This is a genomic window from Sorangium sp. So ce131, assembly GCF_051519095.1.
In the GTDB taxonomy this organism is placed as follows: domain Bacteria; phylum Myxococcota_A; class Polyangia; order Polyangiales; family Polyangiaceae; genus Sorangium.
Genome location: NZ_CP150455.1, coordinates 8,441,128 through 8,459,027 on the forward strand (window position 1 = coordinate 8,441,128; position 17,900 = coordinate 8,459,027).

General features: G+C 72.0%; 10 protein-coding genes. 6 read left to right on the forward strand and 4 right to left on the reverse strand.

All coding sequences use genetic code 11. The features are described from left to right. Positions 1–427: 427 nt before the first annotated feature. Positions 428–1,759, forward strand: coding sequence for a DUF1552 domain-containing protein (locus tag WMF43_RS30605; RefSeq protein WP_437670061.1), 1,332 nt, complete (start codon positions 428–430; stop codon positions 1,757–1,759). Continuing rightward, complete coding sequence (locus WMF43_RS30610) at positions 1,756–3,387, forward strand: DUF1592 domain-containing protein (protein ID WP_437670063.1); 1,632 nt, start codon at positions 1,756–1,758, stop codon at positions 3,385–3,387. Before WMF43_RS30605 ends, WMF43_RS30610 begins: the two co-directional genes overlap by 4 nt. A 149-nt stretch (positions 3,388–3,536) precedes the next feature. Here WMF43_RS30610 and WMF43_RS30615 read toward each other — a convergent pair whose 3' ends face one another. Further along, a complete protein-coding gene (locus tag WMF43_RS30615) occupies positions 3,537–4,124 on the reverse strand; it encodes a hypothetical protein (protein ID WP_437670065.1) in 588 nt (195 codons plus the stop codon). 612 nt (positions 4,125–4,736) lie between these two features. On the opposite strand from WMF43_RS30615, the gene WMF43_RS30620 reads away from it, so the two are divergent. Further along, positions 4,737–10,223: an AAA family ATPase gene (locus WMF43_RS30620; protein WP_437670067.1), complete on the forward strand. Its 5,487-nt coding sequence runs from the start codon at positions 4,737–4,739 to the stop codon at positions 10,221–10,223. Positions 10,224–10,243: 20 nt separating this feature from the next. On the opposite strand, the gene WMF43_RS30625 is transcribed toward WMF43_RS30620, so the two are convergent. The 3 genes from WMF43_RS30625 to WMF43_RS30635 form a co-directional block, all read right to left on the reverse strand. Next, positions 10,244–11,317 carry a type IV pilus twitching motility protein PilT gene (locus WMF43_RS30625; RefSeq protein WP_437670069.1) on the reverse strand — a complete coding sequence of 358 codons (1,074 nt, stop codon included), beginning with the start codon at positions 11,315–11,317 and terminating at the stop codon, positions 10,244–10,246. Position 11,318: 1 nt separating this feature from the next. Continuing rightward, the gene (locus WMF43_RS30630) at positions 11,319–13,109 is read right to left on the reverse strand and encodes a type IV pilus twitching motility protein PilT (RefSeq protein ID WP_437670070.1); all 1,791 of its coding nucleotides are present in this window, start codon (positions 13,107–13,109) and stop codon (positions 11,319–11,321) included. 285 nt (positions 13,110–13,394) lie between these two features. Beyond that, a complete protein-coding gene (locus WMF43_RS30635; RefSeq protein ID WP_437670072.1) occupies positions 13,395–13,871 on the reverse strand; it encodes a hypothetical protein in 477 nt (158 codons plus the stop codon). 905 nt (positions 13,872–14,776) lie between these two features. On the opposite strand from WMF43_RS30635, the gene WMF43_RS30640 reads away from it, so the two are divergent. From WMF43_RS30640 to ilvD, 3 genes are all read left to right on the forward strand, one after another. Continuing rightward, on the forward strand, positions 14,777–15,553 hold the full coding sequence (locus WMF43_RS30640; protein WP_437670074.1) for a class I SAM-dependent methyltransferase: 777 nt from the start codon (positions 14,777–14,779) through the stop codon (positions 15,551–15,553). A gap of 54 nt (positions 15,554–15,607) precedes the next feature. Then, complete coding sequence (locus WMF43_RS30645) at positions 15,608–15,841, forward strand: hypothetical protein (RefSeq protein ID WP_437670076.1); 234 nt, start codon at positions 15,608–15,610, stop codon at positions 15,839–15,841. A 149-nt stretch (positions 15,842–15,990) separates the two neighbouring features. After that, positions 15,991–17,868, forward strand: coding sequence for a dihydroxy-acid dehydratase (gene ilvD, locus WMF43_RS30650; RefSeq protein WP_437670078.1), 1,878 nt, complete (start codon positions 15,991–15,993; stop codon positions 17,866–17,868). The last annotated feature ends 32 nt before the right edge of the window (positions 17,869–17,900 follow it).

Sequence of the window (17,900 nt, forward strand, 5' to 3'; positions counted from 1 at the left end):
GCCATCGGGCCGCGCCCGCCGCGCCGCCGCGCCCCGCCCGCCTCCCCCGGGGTCCGCCTCGCGACCTCCCCTCCCCCGACCACCTCGCCAGCCCCCTCCGCCGCGCCCGGGGCCGCCCCGCGGCGCCCTCAGGAGGACACCGTCGCCGACCCGCGCCCCGCCGTCGCGACAGGCGCTCTCCAACGTCGCTTTCCTGCCACACCATTGCGCAACGCATTGCAACGAATCAATGGCGCGGCCCGCGAGTCGCGACGATCGCGGAAGCGAGTTGCTTCGCGCGAGCGCCGTGAGATAATGCGCCCGCCTGTCTTTCTTTGCGAGCAACAACGTTCATCCACAGGGCGCACCTGCTCGCCCGATTGGAGATGACGCAATGCGTTTGCCGGAGAAGAAACATAAAAAGAGCGATCTTGCTTTGGGACGCCGCGTGTTCCTGAAAGCGCTCGGGATCGGCGTCGCGGCGCCGCTGGCCTTCCGGATGAGCAACCTGGCGATGGCCGAGCCGAGCTCCGCGCCGGTGCGGCTGTTCATCTACTTCGTCCCACACGGCATGCCGATGGAGTTCGCCGAGCCTTACGGCTCGGGGGCGGACTTCCTCAAAGGATCGACGGTGCTCTCGCCGCTCGCGCCGTTCGGGAAATACATCAACGTCTGCCGCGGCCTCGGCATCAACGGCTTCGGCAACCACGAGGCCGTCTCCGGGGTGCTCACGGGCGTCAAGGACGGCGCCGGCGCCGACTCGATCGATCACACCATCGCTCAGGCGCTGGGCGTCGACGCCTACAACCTCGGCGCGAACCCCTACCCGAGGAACCAGGACGGGACCGGGTTCGACAAGAACTCGTACCTGATCCGGCACGGCGGCGTCTGGGTGCGCCCGACGGAGGACCCCGCGGCCGCGGCGGCGGACATGCTCGGCGCCGTCGGCGGCGGGCAGCAGGGCGGCGGCGCGCCGGAGGCGGACGAGACGGCGTTCCGCAACGAGGCGCTCGGGCTCACCGAGCGCCAGCTCGAGAGGATGCAGGGCGCGCTGTCGGGCCTCACCAAGGAGCAGAACAAGCTCGGGGTGCACCTGGAGTCGGTGCGCGCGCTCAAGGCCGCGGGCGACAGGCCGGTCGTGAACGGCTGCGCGACGAGGCCGGCGCTCCCGGCGCTCGACGCGCTGGCCGGCAAGAGCGTGTTCGATCAGGCGAACCTGCGGGGCGTCATCGACGCGCACCTGGAGGTCGCCGCGACCGCGATGGTGTGCGGCACCGCGCGTGTCGTCACGATGCAGAACCTGTGGGTCAACTGCGATCTCCCCATGAGCTTCGCCGGCGGCCCGGGGAGCTCGAACCCCTACCACGGGGCGACGTCCCACTCCCGGGACGCGGCGGGCCGGATGGAGTTCGCGTCCATCCAGAGCTGGTTCTTCTCGCGCCTCGCGGAGAAGATGCTCACGATCCTCGACCAGCCCGATCCGCTCGACCCGGGCAACACCGTCCTCCACAACTCGCTGATCTACGTGTGCAGCGAGATCGGCGACGGCGCGGACCACAACTCCGATGTCCACGACGTCTATCTCGGGACCGGGATCGTCCACTCGTACCTCCCGGCGATCCTGATCGGCAACGGGGGCGGCCGCCTCGCGAGCCAGCGCGTGGTCGACGTCGACACGTACCACGTCGACATGCTGGCCACGCTCGGCGACGTGATGGGCGTTCCCCTCAACAAGATCGGCGGGCAGGACGCCAAGCCGATCCAGGAGCTGAAGTCATGATGCGCTGGCGAACGTGGGTGCTTGCCGGGCTCTCTTCATCGCTCCTCGCGTGCGGCGCGGGCAGCCTCGGGGGAGAGGACGATCCCGAGAAGGGGCCGGTCTTCGAGGGGAGCTCGTGCGAGGAGGCGCGGGTCGGCGCGCCCGTGCTGCGGCGGCTCTCGGCCCTGGAGCTGGAGAACAGCCTCCGCGACATCTTCCCCGAGCTCGGCGCGTCGTGGTCCGGCGTCCGGCTGGGGACCGACCCGACATCGACCTTCGGGTTCACCAACGACGCGGGCACGCTGCAGGTCGGCGCGCAGACCGCCAAGGAGCTCCTCGGCACGGCGGAGGACGTCGCCGACATCGTGACCGCGGACGCCGCGCTGGCCGCCTCGCTCCCGTGCGCGGCGACGCAGCCCGGGCCCGAGTGCGCGGCGGAGTTCATCACGCGGTACGGCCTCCGGCTGTTCCGCCGGCCGGTGAGCGAGGAGGAGAAGGGCGAGTTCCTGGCGCTGCACGCCTCCGTGAGCGGGAAATCCGACTTCCGGCGCGGGCTGAAGTGGACGCTGGTCTCCATGATCCAGTCGCCTCATGCCTTCTACCGCTCGGAGATCGGCGCCCCGAACGGCGGCCGCTACGAGCTGACGCAGCACGAGATCGCGACGGCGCTGGCCTACAACTACACGGGCACGACGCCCACCCCGGAGCTGCTCGACAAGGCGGCGCGCGGGGAGCTCGGCTCGCCGGAGGCGCTCGTCGCGGAGGCGCGCGCGCTCTTGAACACGCAGCGCGGCCGCGAGGCGATGAGCCGCTTCCTGCAGCAGTGGCTCAGCTACGGGAAGGTGAACGGCATCGCGAAGGAGAAGATCCCCGATTTCAGCACGTACGGCGCCCTCATGCAGGACGAGACGCGCCTCTTCCTCGAGGACGTCATCTACACCCGGGGCGCCGGCGTCGGCGAGCTCTTGACCGCGCCGTATACCTTCCTGAACGACAAGCTCTCATCGTTCTATGGATACGGCAACGTCACCGGCGCCGAGTTCCAGCGCGTGGACCGGCCTGCCGACTGGGGCGTCGGTCTGCTCGCCCAGGGCTCGATCCTCGCCGGGAACGCGCACATGGACGGCTCGTCGCCGACCCACCGGGGGCTGCTCGTCTTCCGGCGGTTCCTCTGCGGCACGGTCCCCCCGCCGCCGGAGAACATCCCGGCGATCAGCAAGCCCGACCCGGGGAGGACGACCACGCGCGCGCGCTACGAGACCGTCCACATCTCGGCGCCAGAGTGCAACAAATGCCACCAGAACAGCGACCCGACGGGCTTCGCGCTGGAGCACTTCGACGAGATGGGGCGTTATCGCGCCGACGAGGGCGGGCTCCCGATCGACGACTCGGGCTACATCGCCGTCGGGAACGAGCGGCGGCCGGTGGCCGGCGCGAAGAGCCTGGCCGAGACGCTCGCCAGCTCGCCGGAGGTGACGACGTGCGTGAGCAGCCTCGCGGCGACCTACACCTACGGCGGAGCGCTCGGGGCCCAGTGCGCCATCGATGAAGTCCAGCAGGGGCTCGCGAGCGGGGAGTACGGGATCCTCGAGTTCGTCGCCCGCCTCGCGGGAACCGAGCACATGCGCGCCCGCGTCCGGCGCGAATAGGCACGGCGCGCGCCGCCGCGAGCGGCGGCGCGCGGCCTCCTCTCAGCCGCCGAGTCCCCCGCAGGAGATCCGCGCTCCGGCCGGGAGCCCCGGCCCGGAGTGGCCTCGAAGGACGGCGGCGATCTCGCCGTCGTCGAGCTCGACGCTGCTCACCAGGTGATCCGGTAGGTGCACGAGTCGGCGCCGTGCTTGCGAGAAGGGCGGGACTCGTCGAGCGTGACGTCCACGCGCAGCTTGAGCGCGCGCGGGGCGGCCCGCCGCGCCGTGCCGAGCAGGATCCCCCGATCCAGCTCCGAGGGATAGGGCGAGTCGCAGACCATCACGACCTCCCGGTCCCCCTGCGGGTAGCAGCGGTAGTGGCCGATCCCTTCCTTCATGACGCCGGTCTCGGGGTCGACCATGATCTCGCCGTCGAGCCGGTTATTCATGTGGTAGGCCACGTCGACCATGGCGAGGGACGCCTCGATGGTCGACGGCATGGCGGGCCATACCGCCCGCTCCACGATCATCTTGCCGATCGCGAGCAGCGTGTGATCCCCGCTCGCCTGGGCCACGCCCTTCAGCAGATCGAGGAACAGCTGGAGAGGATACCAGCCGCCCTCCGCGATCTCCGGCACACCGAGCGTCGAGAGCACCTTCTTCGCGACGGCGCCGTGGGTCCCCAGGGCCTCGATGACGAGCGCAAACGGGGTTCCCGAGACCTCGATGCCAGGGTGAGGTGCGATGTACTGGGGCATGTGGTCCTCCCGTGGAGCGCGCTCCTCCACGCCAACCATCCACCCTATCGGACGCCGCGCGCCGCCGCAAGGCACCGCGCTTCCGCGCGCGCCGCGCCGCGGCGGCAGGCCGGCTGGCCCTCGCGGGTCTCGTTGGTCTCTCGTTGGTCTCGTGGTCTCGGTGGTCCCGTTGGCGTCGTTGGCGTCGTAGGCGTCGGGTGCATCTCGGGCCCGAGCTGATTTGTCAGGGACGTCCGGATCGTCGGTTATCCCAGGAGGCTGGAGGCCCTCTCGACAAACACTCAACAAACGCTCGCTCGCGCGGAGAGCGCTGGGCCGCGGGGGCGCCGCGGTCGCGCAGCGCTCTTCCCGGGGTTCGCGGGGGCGATCGATCGCTCCCGCGCCGACCTGCCTCGCTCGCCTCAATGCGCTGACCTCGCTTGACCATCATTGCACCGGCCCGCACACTACCCACCACACAGTGGCGCCCGATTTGTACCAAGCTACGGTAGAGAGCGCCCGGTTGCTCCCTGCACAAGGTCGGTCCCGGGGCGCCGCAACGGGCCGCGCGGCCGAGCGATGGCGGCCTCGGCAGCTCTCCCGGCGCCGCCCGTCCGCCGCTCGTTGAGCGCCATGGCCCCGTCGGACCGCTATACCCTCACCGAGATCCTCACCGAGGGGACCAGGTTCGTCGTCCATCGCGGCGTCCGGAACGAGGACGGCTGTCGGGTGGTGATCAAGACCCCTCGCGCGGCTCACCCCGATCGCCGCGACGCCGCGCGCCTCCGCCACGAGCTCGAGATCGGGCGCAGGCTCGACAGCCAGTTTGCGCTCAAGCCGTGCGCCCTCACGACGCACCGGGATCGACCCGCGCTCGTCCTGGAGGACTTCCGCGGGTGCTCGCTGGATCGATTGCTCGGCGCGCCGATGGAGCTCGGCCCATTCCTCGCGGTCGCCGCGCGCATCGCGGCCGCGCTCGCGGACGTCCACGCAAAAGGGATCATCCACAAGGACATCAAGCCGCACAACATCCTCGTCGACGTCGCCTCGGGAGAGGTGAAGATCGCGGATTTCGATCTCGCCTCCCTCGCCCCGGTCTACATTACCCCGGCGAGCCTGAGCGACGGGCGGAGCCCGCACGTCATCGAGGGGACCCTCGGCTACATATCCCCGGAGCAGACCGGGCGCATGATCCGGGCGATCGACCACCGGAGCGACCTCTACTCGCTGGGCGTCACGCTCTACGAGATGCTCACCGGCGTCCTGCCCTTCTCGGCCGGAGACGCCCTGGAGTGGGTCTACTGTCACACCGCCGTGTTCCCCCGGCCTCCTTCCGAGCTCGTCCCCGGGCTTGCGCCGCCGGTCTCCGCGATCGTCATGAAGCTCCTCGGCAAGGCCGCGGAGGACCGCTACCAGAGCGCGCGCGGCCTCGCGCTGGACCTCGAGCGATGCCTCGAGAGCCTCACGACGACAGGGCACATCGCGCCCTTCTCGCTCGGAGCGCACGACTTCTCCGGCCGGTTCCGGATCCCCCGGAAGCTCTACGGCCGCGAGCGCGAGGCGGGCGCGCTGCTCGACGCCTTCGAGCGCCTCGTCGCGCGCGGAGGCCCCGAGCTCCTGCTCGTGTCCGGGGGCGCCGGGGTCGGCAAATCGTCGCTGGTGCGCGAGCTTTGCGAGCCCATGGCGCGGGAGCGAGGCTCCTTCGCGACCAGCAAGTTCGATCAGGTCCACCGGCACGTCCCCTATTCCACGATCTCGCGGTCGCTGCGCGATCTCGTCCTCGGGATCCTCGGCGGGAGCGAGGCGATCGTCGGCGCGTGGCGCGCCCGCCTCTCCGCCGCCCTCGGCGAGGGCGCGCGGCTCATGGTCGAGATCATCCCCGAGCTCTCGTTCGTCCTCGGCGAGCAGCCGCGCGCGTCCGACCTGCCGCTCTCCGATCTGCCGGAGACCGACGCGCAGGCCCGGTTCGCCGCGGCGTTCCGGCGTCTCCTCGGCGCGTTCTGCGAGGAGCGCCCGCTCTGCCTCTTCCTGGACGACCTCCAGTGGGCAGACCCGGAGAGCCTCGCGCTGCTCGAGCAGCTCGTCACCCACCCGGAGGCCGGATGCCTGCTCGCGATCGGCGCCTACCGCGATGACGAGGTGGGCCCGCCCCACCCGCTGCGGCTCATGCTCGACCGCGCGCGGAGCGCCGGCGCCTCGATCCGCGAGATCGAGCTCTCCCCGCTCTCCGCCTCGGACGTCGAGCGGCTGATCGCCGACACGGTCGAGCGGAGCCTCGACGACGTCGCCCCGCTCGCGCGCCTCGTCCACGAGAAGACCGCGGGCAACCCGCTCTTCGCCACGCAGTTCCTGACGATGCTCCACGGCGAGGGCCTCATCGAGGCGGACCTCCGCGCGGGCGCGTTCCGGTGGGACATCGACGCGATCCGCGGCAAGGGCTTCGCGGACAACATCGTCGATCTCATGATCACGAAGATGAGGCGCCTCCCGCGGGGCGCCCAGCGGGCGCTCACGCTCGCCGCGTGCGTGGGGAACACCGTGGACGCAGCCACCCTCGCCGTGGTCCGCGATCGGCCGGAGGACACGATCCACGAGGACCACGCCGAGCTCGTGCGCGAGGGGCTGCTCCTCAGGTCCGGCGACACCTACCGGTTCCTCCACGACCGCGTGCAGCAGGCGGCGTACGCGCTCGTGCCGGACGAGGAGCGCGCCGCCGTGCACCTCCGCATCGGCCGGCTGCTCTCGTCCCACCTCCCGCCCGAGATCGCGGAGGCGCGCCTCTTCGAGATCGCCGGCCACCTCAACCTGGGCTCAGCGCTGGTCACGGACCAGCGCGAGCGGGACCGGATCGCGCGGCTCGACCTGATGGCCGGCCAGCGCGCCCGGGCCTCCACCGCCTACGCGGCCGCCGCCGGCTACCTCGCGGCGGGCATGGCGCTGCTCGCGGACGACGCGTGGGAGACGGATCGCGCGCTCGCGCTCGACCTCCACCGCGAGCGCGCGTGGTGCGCCTTCCTGACCGGCGACTTCGCCGAGGCCGAGCGGCTCATCGAGGCGCTGAAGCGGCGAGCCCGGGATCGCCTCGATCTCGCGGAGATCTGCCGCATCGAGGTCGATCTCCACACGACGACGGCCGATTTCGAGCGGGCGGCGCGGAGCGCGCTCGCGTGCGTGAGCCGCTTCGGGATCGACGTCCCGCTCCGCCCGGCGCGCGACGAGGTGGAGGCCGCGGCGCGCGAGGTCTGGGGCGAGGTCCGCGGCCGCCGCCTCGAGGCGCTCGCCGACCTGCCGCGCATGCGCGATCCGGACACGAGGGCCGTGATGGCCCTCCTGTCCACGGCGCTCCCGTCGGCCTATTACACGGATCCGGGCCTGTACGGCCTCATCGCGTGCCACATGGTCCGGCTCAGCCTCCGCGCGGGCAACTCGGACACCTCCCCGCCGGGGTACGTGGCGTTCGGCGGGACGATCGGCCGCGTCCTCGGGCTCTACCGGGAGAGCTACGGCTTCGGCGAGCTCGCCTACGCGCTGCTCGAGCGCGAGGGCCGGACGGGGAGCCGGGCGCAGATCCTCCACATGATCGGCACCTTCATCGACCCGTGGATCCGGCCGTTCCGGGACGTGCTCGGCCTCTTCCACCGGGCCTTCGACGAGGCCGTCGCGACCGGCGCGCTGATCTACGCGTCCTACTGCTGCTTTCACATCGTGGCGCTGCGCCTCGCGTCGGGCGATCCCCTGGAGGACGTCGCCGCGGAGGCCGAGCGCCGCCTCGAGTTCACGCGGCGGTCCCGGTACCACGCCGTCCACGACCTCCTGGGCACCCTCTACCGGCTCGTGCAGACGCTGCGCGACAAGGTCCCGGACCCGGCCGCCGCGGACGCCGGCGGCGCGGCGCCGCGCGAGGTGAAGGCGCCGCTCACGCCGTTCTACGAGCGCCTCTACCGGGCCCAGGCGGCGCTCGTGCTCGGGAGCTACGGCGAGGCCGTGGCGGCGGCGCGCGCGGCGGGCGAGCTGCTCGGCATGGCGACGGGGCAGCTCCAGGTCGCCGAGCACTGCTATTGCTCCGCGCTCGCGCTGTCCTGCCACGCCCGCGCGCTGCCGGCGGAGCAGCAGCGGGAGCTCCTCCCCACCCTGCGCGCGCACGAGGCGGCGCTCCGCGGCTGGGCGGAGATCCAGCCCGAGAACCAGGAGGCGCGCCGCGCGCTCGTGTCCGCCGAGATCGCGCGCGTCGCGGGCGACGAGCTCGCCGCCATGCGCCTCTACGAGCAGGCCATCTCCACCTCGCGCGCGGGCGGCTGCCTCCAGAACGAGGCGCTCGCCCAGGAGCTCGCCGCGCAGTTCTACCGCGACCGGGGCTTCGACCTGATCGCCGACGCCTACCTGCGCGCGGCGCGCTCGTCGTACGCGCGCTGGGGCGCCGACGCCAAGGTGAAGCAGCTCGACCGGATCTTCCCGCACCTCGGGGCGCGCCCGCTCGCCTCCACGGCCACGGTCACGATGCCCGCCGAGGAGCTCGACCGGCTCGCGGTCGTGAAGGCGTCGCAGAGCATCTCGGGCGAGATCCTGGTCCCGCGGCTGGAGGAGGCGCTGCTCCGGGTCGTCCTCGAGCACGCGGGCGCGCAGCAGGGCTACCTCCTCGAGGCCGCCCGCGGCGGCGTGACGATCCGGGCGCGGGCGCGGATCGAGGGCGGCAAGGCGTTCGCCGAGGCGCTCCCCGACGAGGCGCGCGCGCCCGCGCCCGCCGCGATCCTGCCGCTGTCGATCGTCAACTACGTCGTTCGGACGCGCGAGCCGGTCATCCTCGACGACGCCGTCCACACGCGCTTCGCCGCGGACGAGCACGTCGCGCGGGCGAGGCCGCGGTCGGTCCTGTGCATGCCGGTCGCGCGGCGAAAGGGGCACGAGGCGCTCCTCTACCTGGAGCACGGCCTCCTGCGCGGCGCGTTCTCCGAGGACACGCTCGCGGTGCTCGATCTGCTCTCGTCGCAGGCGGCCATCTCGCTCGAGAACGCGTCGCTCTACGCGGCGCTGCGCAAGAGCCAGGAGGAGCTCCAGGCGATCATCGACAACTCGCCGGCGGTCATCTACGTGAAGGACCGCGAGGGCCGCCTGCTCCTCATCAACCGGCGCTTCGAGCAGGTGTTCCACCTGCCGCGGGAGCAGGCGCTCGGGAAGCGGGATCACGACATCTTCCCGCGCGAGGCGGCGGACCTGTTCGTGGCGCACGACCGCCGGGTGATCGAGGCGGGCGGGTCGCTCGACATCGAGGAGGTGGTCCCGCAGGACGACGGGCTGCACACGTACCTCTCGCTCAAGTTCCCGCTGCGCGACGCGGCCGGCGCCGTCTACGCCGTCTGCGGCATCTCCACGGACATCACCGAGCGCAAGCGGGTGGAGGTCGACAACGCGCGCCTCTACCGCGAGGCGCAGCGGGCCGTGGAGCTGCGCGAGGAGTTCCTCTCGGTCGCCTCCCACGAGCTCCGCACGCCGCTCACGCCGCTCAAGCTGAAGCTCGGGCTCCTGCGGAAGAAGCTCGAGGCCGAGGGCGCGAGCCCGGCGCTCGACGGCCTGGTCGCGTCGAGCCTGGGGCAGGTCGAGCGGCTCGAGCGGCTCGTCGAGAGCCTGCTCGACGTCGCCCACGTCGGCCGCGGAGGGCTCGTCCTGGCGCTCGAGGAGGTGGACCTCGCCGAGCTGACCCGCGGCGTCGCGCGCGAGTTCGATCAGGCGCTCGCCCGGGCGGGCTGCCGCCTCGACCTCGACGCGCCCCGCCCGGTGCTCGGCCGCTTCGACCGGCTCCGCGTCGCGCAGGTCCTCCGGAGCCTCCTCGGCAACGCGGTCAAGTTCGGCAGGGGGCGCCCGATCGAGGTGGGCGTCGAGGGCCGCGGCGACGCCGCGCGGGTGACCGTGCGCGACCACGGGCTCGGCGTCGCGCCCGGGGACCAGGAGCGCATCTTCAAGCGGTTCGAGCGGGCCGTCTCGCCGCGGTCGTACGGGGGCCTCGGGCTCGGGCTCTACATCGCGCACGAGATCGTCCGGGCCCACGGGGGCACGATCCAGGTGGCGAGCGTCGAGGGCGAGGGGGCGCGCTTCACCGTCGAGCTGCCCCGATCGGCGCTCTAGGAGCTGCCCCGATCGGCGCTCTAGGAGGGCGCCTGCGCGTCCGGGAAGAGGCGCTGGAAGGTGTCCTTGTCGATCGCCTTCTCGAGCGCCGCCTGGGCGGAGATGACGTCCTTCTTCACGAGCCGCTCCAGCGCCATGTCCATCGTCTGCATGCCGGCGGACCGGCCGGCCTGCATCAGGTTCGTGATCTGGAACGTCTTGCCGTCGCGGATCATCGAGGACAAAGCGCTCGATCCGACGAGGATCTCGTGCGCGGCGACGCGGCCGCTGCCGTCCTTCGTGCGGAGCAGCTGCTGGGCGATGATCGCGGCCAGGCTCTCGGAGAGCATGCCGCGGACCTGGAGCTGCTCGTCGGCCGGGAACGCGTTGATGATGCGGTCGATCGTCGAGGCGGCGCTGTTCGTGTGCACGGTGCCGAAGACGAGGACGCCGAAGCTCGCGAGCTGCAGGGCGAGCTTCATCGTCTCGTTCGTCCGGAGCTCGCCGATCAGGATCACGTCGGCGTCCTCGCGGCCGGCGCTCCGGATCGCGCTCGCGAAGCTGCCCGCGTCGGGGCCGACCTCGCGGTGCGTGACCTGGGCCTTGATCGGCGTGTGCACGAACTCGACCGGATCCTCGATCGTGAGGATGTGGCAGGCGCGCGAGCGGTTGATGTGATCGATCATCGCCGCGAGCGTCGTGGATTTGCCGGAGCCCGTCGGGCCCGTGATCAAAATGAGGCCGCTCTGGCGATCGGACAGGCGGCGGACGATCTCGGGGCAGCCGAGGTCGTCGAGGGAGAGGATCTTGCTCGGGATGGTGCGGAAGACGGCGGCGAGCCCCGTGGTCTTGTAGAAGTAGTTGGCGCGGAACCGGGCCTTGTCGGCGTAGGAATAGGCGAAGTCGAGGTCGAGCTCGCCCTCGATCCGCCGCCGCTCCTCGGGGGTCGTGATCTCGAAGAGCAGCGCGTCCATCTCGGCGGCGTCGAGGGGCGTGTCGCGCACCGGGATGAGCTCGCCGCGGGCGCGGACGAGCGGGGGGTAGCCGATGCCGAGGTGGAGGTCGCTGCCCTTCCTGGACAGGAGCTCGTCGAAGAGGCGGTCGATCTTGGCCACGTCAGCCCCCCTTCTTTCCGAAGAGCGCGCCCGCGCGCTCGAGCAGGCCCTTGCCCGCCTCGGGCGCGGCGGGCTTCGCCGCGTCCGCCGGCGGCGGGGCGGGCGGCCGCCGGTCGGGCGGCAGCGCGGGCTGCCTCCGGCCGGCGAGCACGGCCTCGAGCTCGTCCGGGGCCTCCGCCACGGCGAGCGCGGCCTCCAGCGTGGTCTTGCCCGCGCGCACGAGCTCGGCGAGCGAGTCGTCGAGGCGGATGATCCCGAGGCCCTTGCCCCGCTGCTGGAGGCTCGGGATCTGGAACGTCTTCGAGTCGCGGATGAGGTTCCAGAGCGCGACCGAGCCGGGCAGGATCTCGGCGGCGGCGACCATGCGCTTGCCGCCCTCGCTCGGCAGGAGCCGCTGGCTGACGATGAGCCGGAGGCCGCCCGCGAGCGTGACGCGGACCTGCTGCTGGTCGCCGGGCGGGAAGAGATCGATGAGCCGGTCGATGGTCTTCGCCGCGCTCGGCGTGTTCATCGTGCCGAGCACGAGGTGGCCGGTCTCGCTGGCCGCCAGCGCCATGCGCACGGTCGCGGTGTCGCGGAGCTCGCCGACGACGATGACGTCGGGGTCCTCGCGCAGCGAGGCCTTGAGGGCGTTCTCGAACGAGCGGGTGTGGGTGCCGACCTCGCGCTGGCTGATCATCGCCTTGCCGCGCGCGTGGACGAACTCGACCGGGTCCTCGACCGTGATGATGTGGTGGCTCGTCTCGCGGTTGAGGATGTCGACGATCGCGGTCAGCGTCGTGGTCTTGCCGTGGCCCGTCGGCCCGGTGATCACGATGAGGCCCTGGTGGTGGCGGGTGGCGAGCCCGATGGCGTCGGGCAGGCCGAGCGACGCGAGGGTCGGGATGCTGCGCGCGATGAGGCGGAAGCAGCCCTTGTAGCCCCGTCGGTGGCGCGCGATGTTGACGCGGAAGCGGCCGAGGGCGCCGAGCTCCAGGGCGAAGTCGCACGAGCCCTCGGCCTCGAGCGCCGGCGCGAGGCGCGCGGGGACGCGGGGGAGCAGGAGGGCCTCGACGGCCGCCGGGTCGAGCAGGTCGCCCTGCGGCTCGAGCTCGCCCGCGATCCGGAGGAGCGGCGGGCGGCCGGCGACGAGGTGGAGGTCGCTCGCGCCCTGGTCGCGGGCGGCGGCGAGCAGCCCCTCGAGCGCGTCCGGGACGTCGGCCGACGAGGGCCGCGCCCGCGCGCCGCCGCGGGGCCGCGGCTCCAGCGGCGCGGCGGGGGCCGGCGCGGCGGGCGCGCGCGCGGCGGGCGCGCCGCGGGGCTCGGCGGGCGGCGGCGGGGCGCCCCGGAGATCGAGCGCGAGCTCGGGGGAGCTCGTGCGGGGGGCCTCGGGGTCGCGCGGCGCCGGCCGCTGCGCCTCCTCGGGGGCGAGGTGCTCGCGCATGGAGAACTGCTGCGAGGGGCGGGCCTGCGGCGCGGCGCTCCCGGCGGCGGCGCCCCCGGCGGCGGACGGCTGCAGCCGCGTCATGCGGGCGTGCACGAGATCCCCCTGGCGCGCGGCGACCACCGCGATGGCGCCGATGCCGTCGATGCGGATGTGCCACTGGGAGGGCTTCGCGCCGAGCGTGTCGACGAAGCGGCCGCCGCCCAGCGCGCTGAGCAGCATGAGGATGTCTTCGGTGGAGAGCGCGGCTGGGTCGACGGCCTGGAAGGCGCCCGAGACCTTGACGCTGGGCATACGCCCCGTGGCCACGGCGAACTCCGTCACCTCGGGGCGATTCAGTTGCGAGAGCCAGGATCGAAGGGCGTTCATCGGCGTCGCTTGTCTCCGCCCGACGACTCTATCAACAACGCTAGCGCGCGGCGTTTCAAAATGTTGAGCGGTCCCGGGGAGATCCGCGGTGACGCCGCGCCCTCGCCGCCCCGCCGCGCCGGGCATGGCGGCCGCGTCGCCCGGCGCGCGCGGCCGCGGCGGCGCGCCGCCTCGCGCCGCCGCGCGCCGCCGACGGCCCAGCCCGCGCGGCCGTGCCGGGCGCGCTGGGCGGCGCGGCTCACGCCTCCGGCGCTCTCCGGAGAGGCGACATGGAAGCTCGTGTGGTCACTCGATAGCCAGCTTGAGCCGCGCGCCTTTGACGAAGTGGCCCGAGGCCTTGCCGCTCGCGCCGACCGTCGCCTGGGGCTCCGAGTCGATGGTGAGCTGCATGTTCCCGGTCGGCTCGATCTTCCTCATGGTGACCCTGGCGATCTCCACCCATTGCACCGGTGTGGAGCTCTTCGGATCCCCGATCCTGCGGAAGAGCACGGCCTTGGTCCCGGCGGCGACCGGCGTGGCGGAGGTCGCGACGAGCGGGAGCAGCGTCGCGACCTTCCCCGCGCGCGAGACCAGCATGCCGTAGACCTCGACGGAGTAGCTGTCCCACTCGGGGGCAGGCGCGGAGTCCGCGACGGGCGCGCCCTCGGGGGCCGCCGCGGGCGCCGCCCCTCTCGGGGAGCCCTGCTGCTCTGCCGAGGCCCCCGTGGGCGTGACAGACAGGAGCGCGGCCGCGGCCGCCGCGACGAGCGATCGCGAGCACATGGAGAGCCAATTACTTACGGTGTTGCGCATGCACTTCGCTCCTTCACTCGACGTGTTCACGCGGCCATCGTCCGACCGGAAGCGCCGCGGACGCCTCGGATACAAACTCTTCATCGTACCTTGAACTGGCACGTTCCTCAACCCTTTTCTCTCCGCTCCGCCGGCTGATTTCCGACTCGCCTCGCGGAGTCCCCCCTCGCCGAATCCCCTCGCCGAATCCCCTCGCCGAATCCCCTCGCCGAATCCCAGGGAAGCTCACCGGCGCTGCGCGCTGGCGTCGCGCGGCCCGCGCCGGCCCGGCTCGCCCGGCTCACCTGGTCTCGGAGTCCCCGTGGCTCGTGTCACCGAGTCATCAGGCTGCCGAGCTGCCAAGTCGCCCGCCGAGCCGCCGAGTCGCCCCGGGCTCTCTTGACCGCTTGCCCAGCTCAACTGGCGTCGTCGCCGGAGGTCCGTCAGCGCGCTTCGCGAGGGGCGCCCTCGAAGGGCGCCGAACCTGCGCGAGCGATCGGCGCGCTCCGCACGAGGCGAGCTCGCCGCATCTCATGGTGACCCGTCCGACCGAACCAGCTGCGCAAAGCAGCGCGACATCTCCCTCCTAACATCGCTCCGGGATGCTCTCCGGTGCCTTCCAACATCGTCGACGCGAAGCTCGATGTCGGAGTGAAAGTCGCCTTTCAACCAAGATATCATGGCTCCTTCAAACCAGAACCGAAATTTTCGAGTCCAGGCGAATTCTGGTGCGCGCTCGTGCGACATGGTCGACGTCGTCGCTCGCCTCGCCTCGCCTCGCCTCGCCTCGCCCCGCCTCGCCCCGCCTTCCGAGCGACGCGGCTGGCGCGGAGCGGCGGGGGAGCCGTGCGGGGCGCGGCGCGCGGGAGGTAGGATGGCCGCGGAGGACGAAGCGCATGCCCACGGTCACCGATCACTACGACACGCTGCTCGCCGAGTTTTACTCGAGGATGTTCGGGGATTACGCCGCCAAGGTCGCCGAGCAGCGCGCGCTGCTCGAGCGGCTCGGCCTGCGCCCCGAGGGCTCGTCCGAGGCGATCGACCTCGGCTGTGGCTCCGGCTTCCAGTCGATCGCGCTGGCCGAGCTCGGGTTCAAGGTGACCGCGGTCGACCTCTCCGAGCGGCTGCTCGGCGAGCTCGCCGCCCGCCGGGGGCAGCTCGCCATCGAGGTAGCGCGCGGCGATCTGCTCGAGGCGCTCGAGCGGCCGGGCCCGCCCGCCGAGCTCGCCGTGTGCATGGGCGACACGCTCCCTCACCTCGGCAGCAAGGCCGACGTCGAGCGCATGTTCGCCGGCTGCGCCCGGCGGCTCACGCCCGGCGGGCGGCTCGCGCTCACGTTTCGCGACCTCACCCGCGAGCTCGAAGGGGTCGACCGGTTCATCCCCGTACACGACTCGGCGGACGTGATCATGACTTGTTTCCTCGAGTACGAACTGGAGACCGTGAAGGTGCACGATCTCGTTTACACGCGAGGACAGGAGGACGGCCGGTGGAGGCTGTCCGCGAGCTTCTATCGCAAGCTGCGCCTCTCCCCCGACTGGGTCTGTGAGCGGCTCGAAGCGGCCGGCTTCCGCGTCTCTCACCGCGACGTCGCGCGCGGGCTCGTCACCGTGGTGGCGCGGCGCGACACCGAGGTAGGCCGGGATACGAAGGCTGTTGAAGCCCATGAATAGAAGTTGATGAATCGGGCATGACAGCGTTACTTTGGCTATGGGAGGATGAGACCCATGTCCGATGCAGCGATGAAGACAGTCACGAAGGACGCCGGAGAGATTGCGGCTCTCCGGACGTCGCGGGATGAGGTCCAGGATCTGCGGCGCGAACGGGACGAGGCGCGCCAGCTTCTGACCACGCTCCTCGCGGGGCTCAAGCGGGCCTCGTTCCGGCACGGCACCTACATCGACGGGCTCGGCGCCGCGATGATCGCCGTGGATCGGTGGTCCAAGCCGCCGGGGCGGTAGCCGCGCTGTCCCGCAGCCCCGGCCTCTGCGGCGCCGGGCCGGCCCCCGATGGGCCCGCCGCCGGGGCCCACGTGGGTCGAGGTCGCACCCCGGCGCCCGCCTCGCCTGTCGGCTAGGCGCGGAGGCTGGAACGGAGTAGGGTCCGGAGCATGGCCGGATACCGTAGTCGTACATCCACCCAGGGACGCAACATGGCAGGGGCGCGCGCGCTGTGGCGCGCCACCGGCATGAAGGACGCGGACTTCGAGAAGCCGATCATCGCGATCGCCAACAGCTTCACGCAGTTCGTCCCCGGGCACGTCCACCTCCACGACGTGGGGCAGCGGGCCAAGAAGGTCATCGACGCCGCGGGCGGGTGGGGGGTCGAGTTCAACACGATCGCGATCGACGACGGCATCGCGATGGGCCACGCCGGGATGCTCTACTCGCTGCCGAGCCGCGAGCTCATCGCCGACAGCGTCGAGTACATGGTGAACGCGCACTGCGCGGACGCGCTGCTCTGCATCTCGAACTGCGACAAGATCACGCCCGGCATGCTGCTCGCGGCCATGCGGCTCAACATCCCGACCGTCTTCGTCTCCGGCGGGCCCATGGAGGCGGGCAAGATCGTCGGGACGCACGATCGGGACGGAAAGCCGCTCATCCGGAAGCTCGACCTCATCGATCCGATGATCGCCGCGAGCGACGACAAGGTGACCGACGCCGATCTCGCCGCGATGGAGCGGTCCGCGTGCCCGACGTGCGGGTCGTGCTCGGGCATGTTCACGGCCAACAGCATGAACTGCCTCAACGAGGCGCTCGGGCTGGCCCTGCCGGGCAACGGGACGCTGCTCGCGACGCACGCGAAGCGCTGGGACCTCTTCGAGCAGGCGGCGAAGCGCGCCGTCGAGCTCGCGCAGAGGTACTACGTCGACGGGGACGCGTCGGTGCTGCCGCGGAGCATCGCGACCTTCGAGGCGTTCGAGAACGCGATGGCGCTCGACATCGCGATGGGCGGCTCGACGAACACCGTGCTCCACATCCTGGCGGTCGCGCGCGAGGCGCAGGTCGACTTCAAGATGTCGGACATCGACCGGATGTCGCGCCGCGTGCCCAACATCTGCAAGGTGGCCCCGTCGTCGCACCACCACGTCGAGGACGTGCACCGCGCGGGCGGCGTGCTGACGATCCTCGGCGAGCTCGACCGCGCGGGCCTCATCCACCGGGAGGTCGGCACCGTGCACACGCGCACCCTGGGCGAGGCGATCGACGCGAACGACCTCCGGCGCCCCACGGCCACGGAGGCCGCGAAGAAGCGCGCGCTCGCCGCGCCGGGCGGCGTCCCGACGACGGTGGCGTTCTCGCAGGACAAGTACTTCGCCGACACCGACGACGACGCCGAGAAGGGCTGCATCCGCGACGTCGCGCACGCGTACAGCAAGGACGGCGGCCTCGCGGTGCTCTACGGCAACCTGGCGAAGGACGGCTGCATCGTGAAGACCGCGGGCGTCGACGAGGCGATCTGGAAGTTCGAGGGCCCGGCGCGGGTGTTCCACTCGCAGGAGGCGGCGTGTGACGCGATCTGGGACAACCAGGTCCGCTCGGGCGACGTGGTGGTCATCATCTACGAGGGCCCGAAGGGCGGGCCCGGCATGCAGGAGATGCTCTATCCGACGTCGTTCCTGAAGGGGAAGGGGCTCGGCAAGGCGTGCGCCCTCATCACCGACGGCCGGTTCAGCGGCGGGACGTCGGGCCTGAGCATCGGGCACGTCTCGCCCGAGGCGGCCGAGGGCGGCACGATCGGGCTCGTCGAGGAGGGCGATCGGATCCGGATCGACATCCCCGCGCGCAGCGTCGAGCTGCTCGTCAGCGACGCGGAGCTCGAGCGCCGCCGCCGCGCGGCCGAGGCCCGCGGCGCGGACGCGTTCAAGCCGAACCGCGACCGGAAGGTCTCCGCCGCCCTGCGGGCCTACGCGCTCATGGCCACGAGCGCCGCCAACGGCGCCGTCCGCGACGTCGGCCAGATCGAGCCGAGTCAGCGCAAGTAACGGACGTTGGGTGACGTCGGGTGACATCGAGT

What these genes read in the sequence shown, in the direction of transcription:
- WMF43_RS30610 (WP_437670063.1), top strand. Translation starts at nt 1,756, where the DNA reads ATGATGCGCTGGCGAACGTGGGTGCTTGCCGGGCTCTCTTCATCGCTC.
- WMF43_RS30615 (WP_437670065.1), bottom strand. Translation starts at nt 4,124, where the DNA reads ATGCCCCAGTACATCGCACCTCACCCTGGCATCGAGGTCTCGGGAACC.
- WMF43_RS30620 (WP_437670067.1), top strand. Translation starts at nt 4,737, where the DNA reads ATGGCCCCGTCGGACCGCTATACCCTCACCGAGATCCTCACCGAGGGG.
- WMF43_RS30630 (WP_437670070.1), bottom strand. Translation starts at nt 13,109, where the DNA reads ATGAACGCCCTTCGATCCTGGCTCTCGCAACTGAATCGCCCCGAGGTG.
- WMF43_RS30635 (WP_437670072.1), bottom strand. Translation starts at nt 13,871, where the DNA reads ATGTGCTCGCGATCGCTCGTCGCGGCGGCCGCGGCCGCGCTCCTGTCT.
- WMF43_RS30640 (WP_437670074.1), top strand. Translation starts at nt 14,777, where the DNA reads ATGCCCACGGTCACCGATCACTACGACACGCTGCTCGCCGAGTTTTAC.
- WMF43_RS30645 (WP_437670076.1), top strand. Translation starts at nt 15,608, where the DNA reads ATGTCCGATGCAGCGATGAAGACAGTCACGAAGGACGCCGGAGAGATT.
- ilvD (WP_437670078.1), top strand. Translation starts at nt 15,991, where the DNA reads ATGGCCGGATACCGTAGTCGTACATCCACCCAGGGACGCAACATGGCA.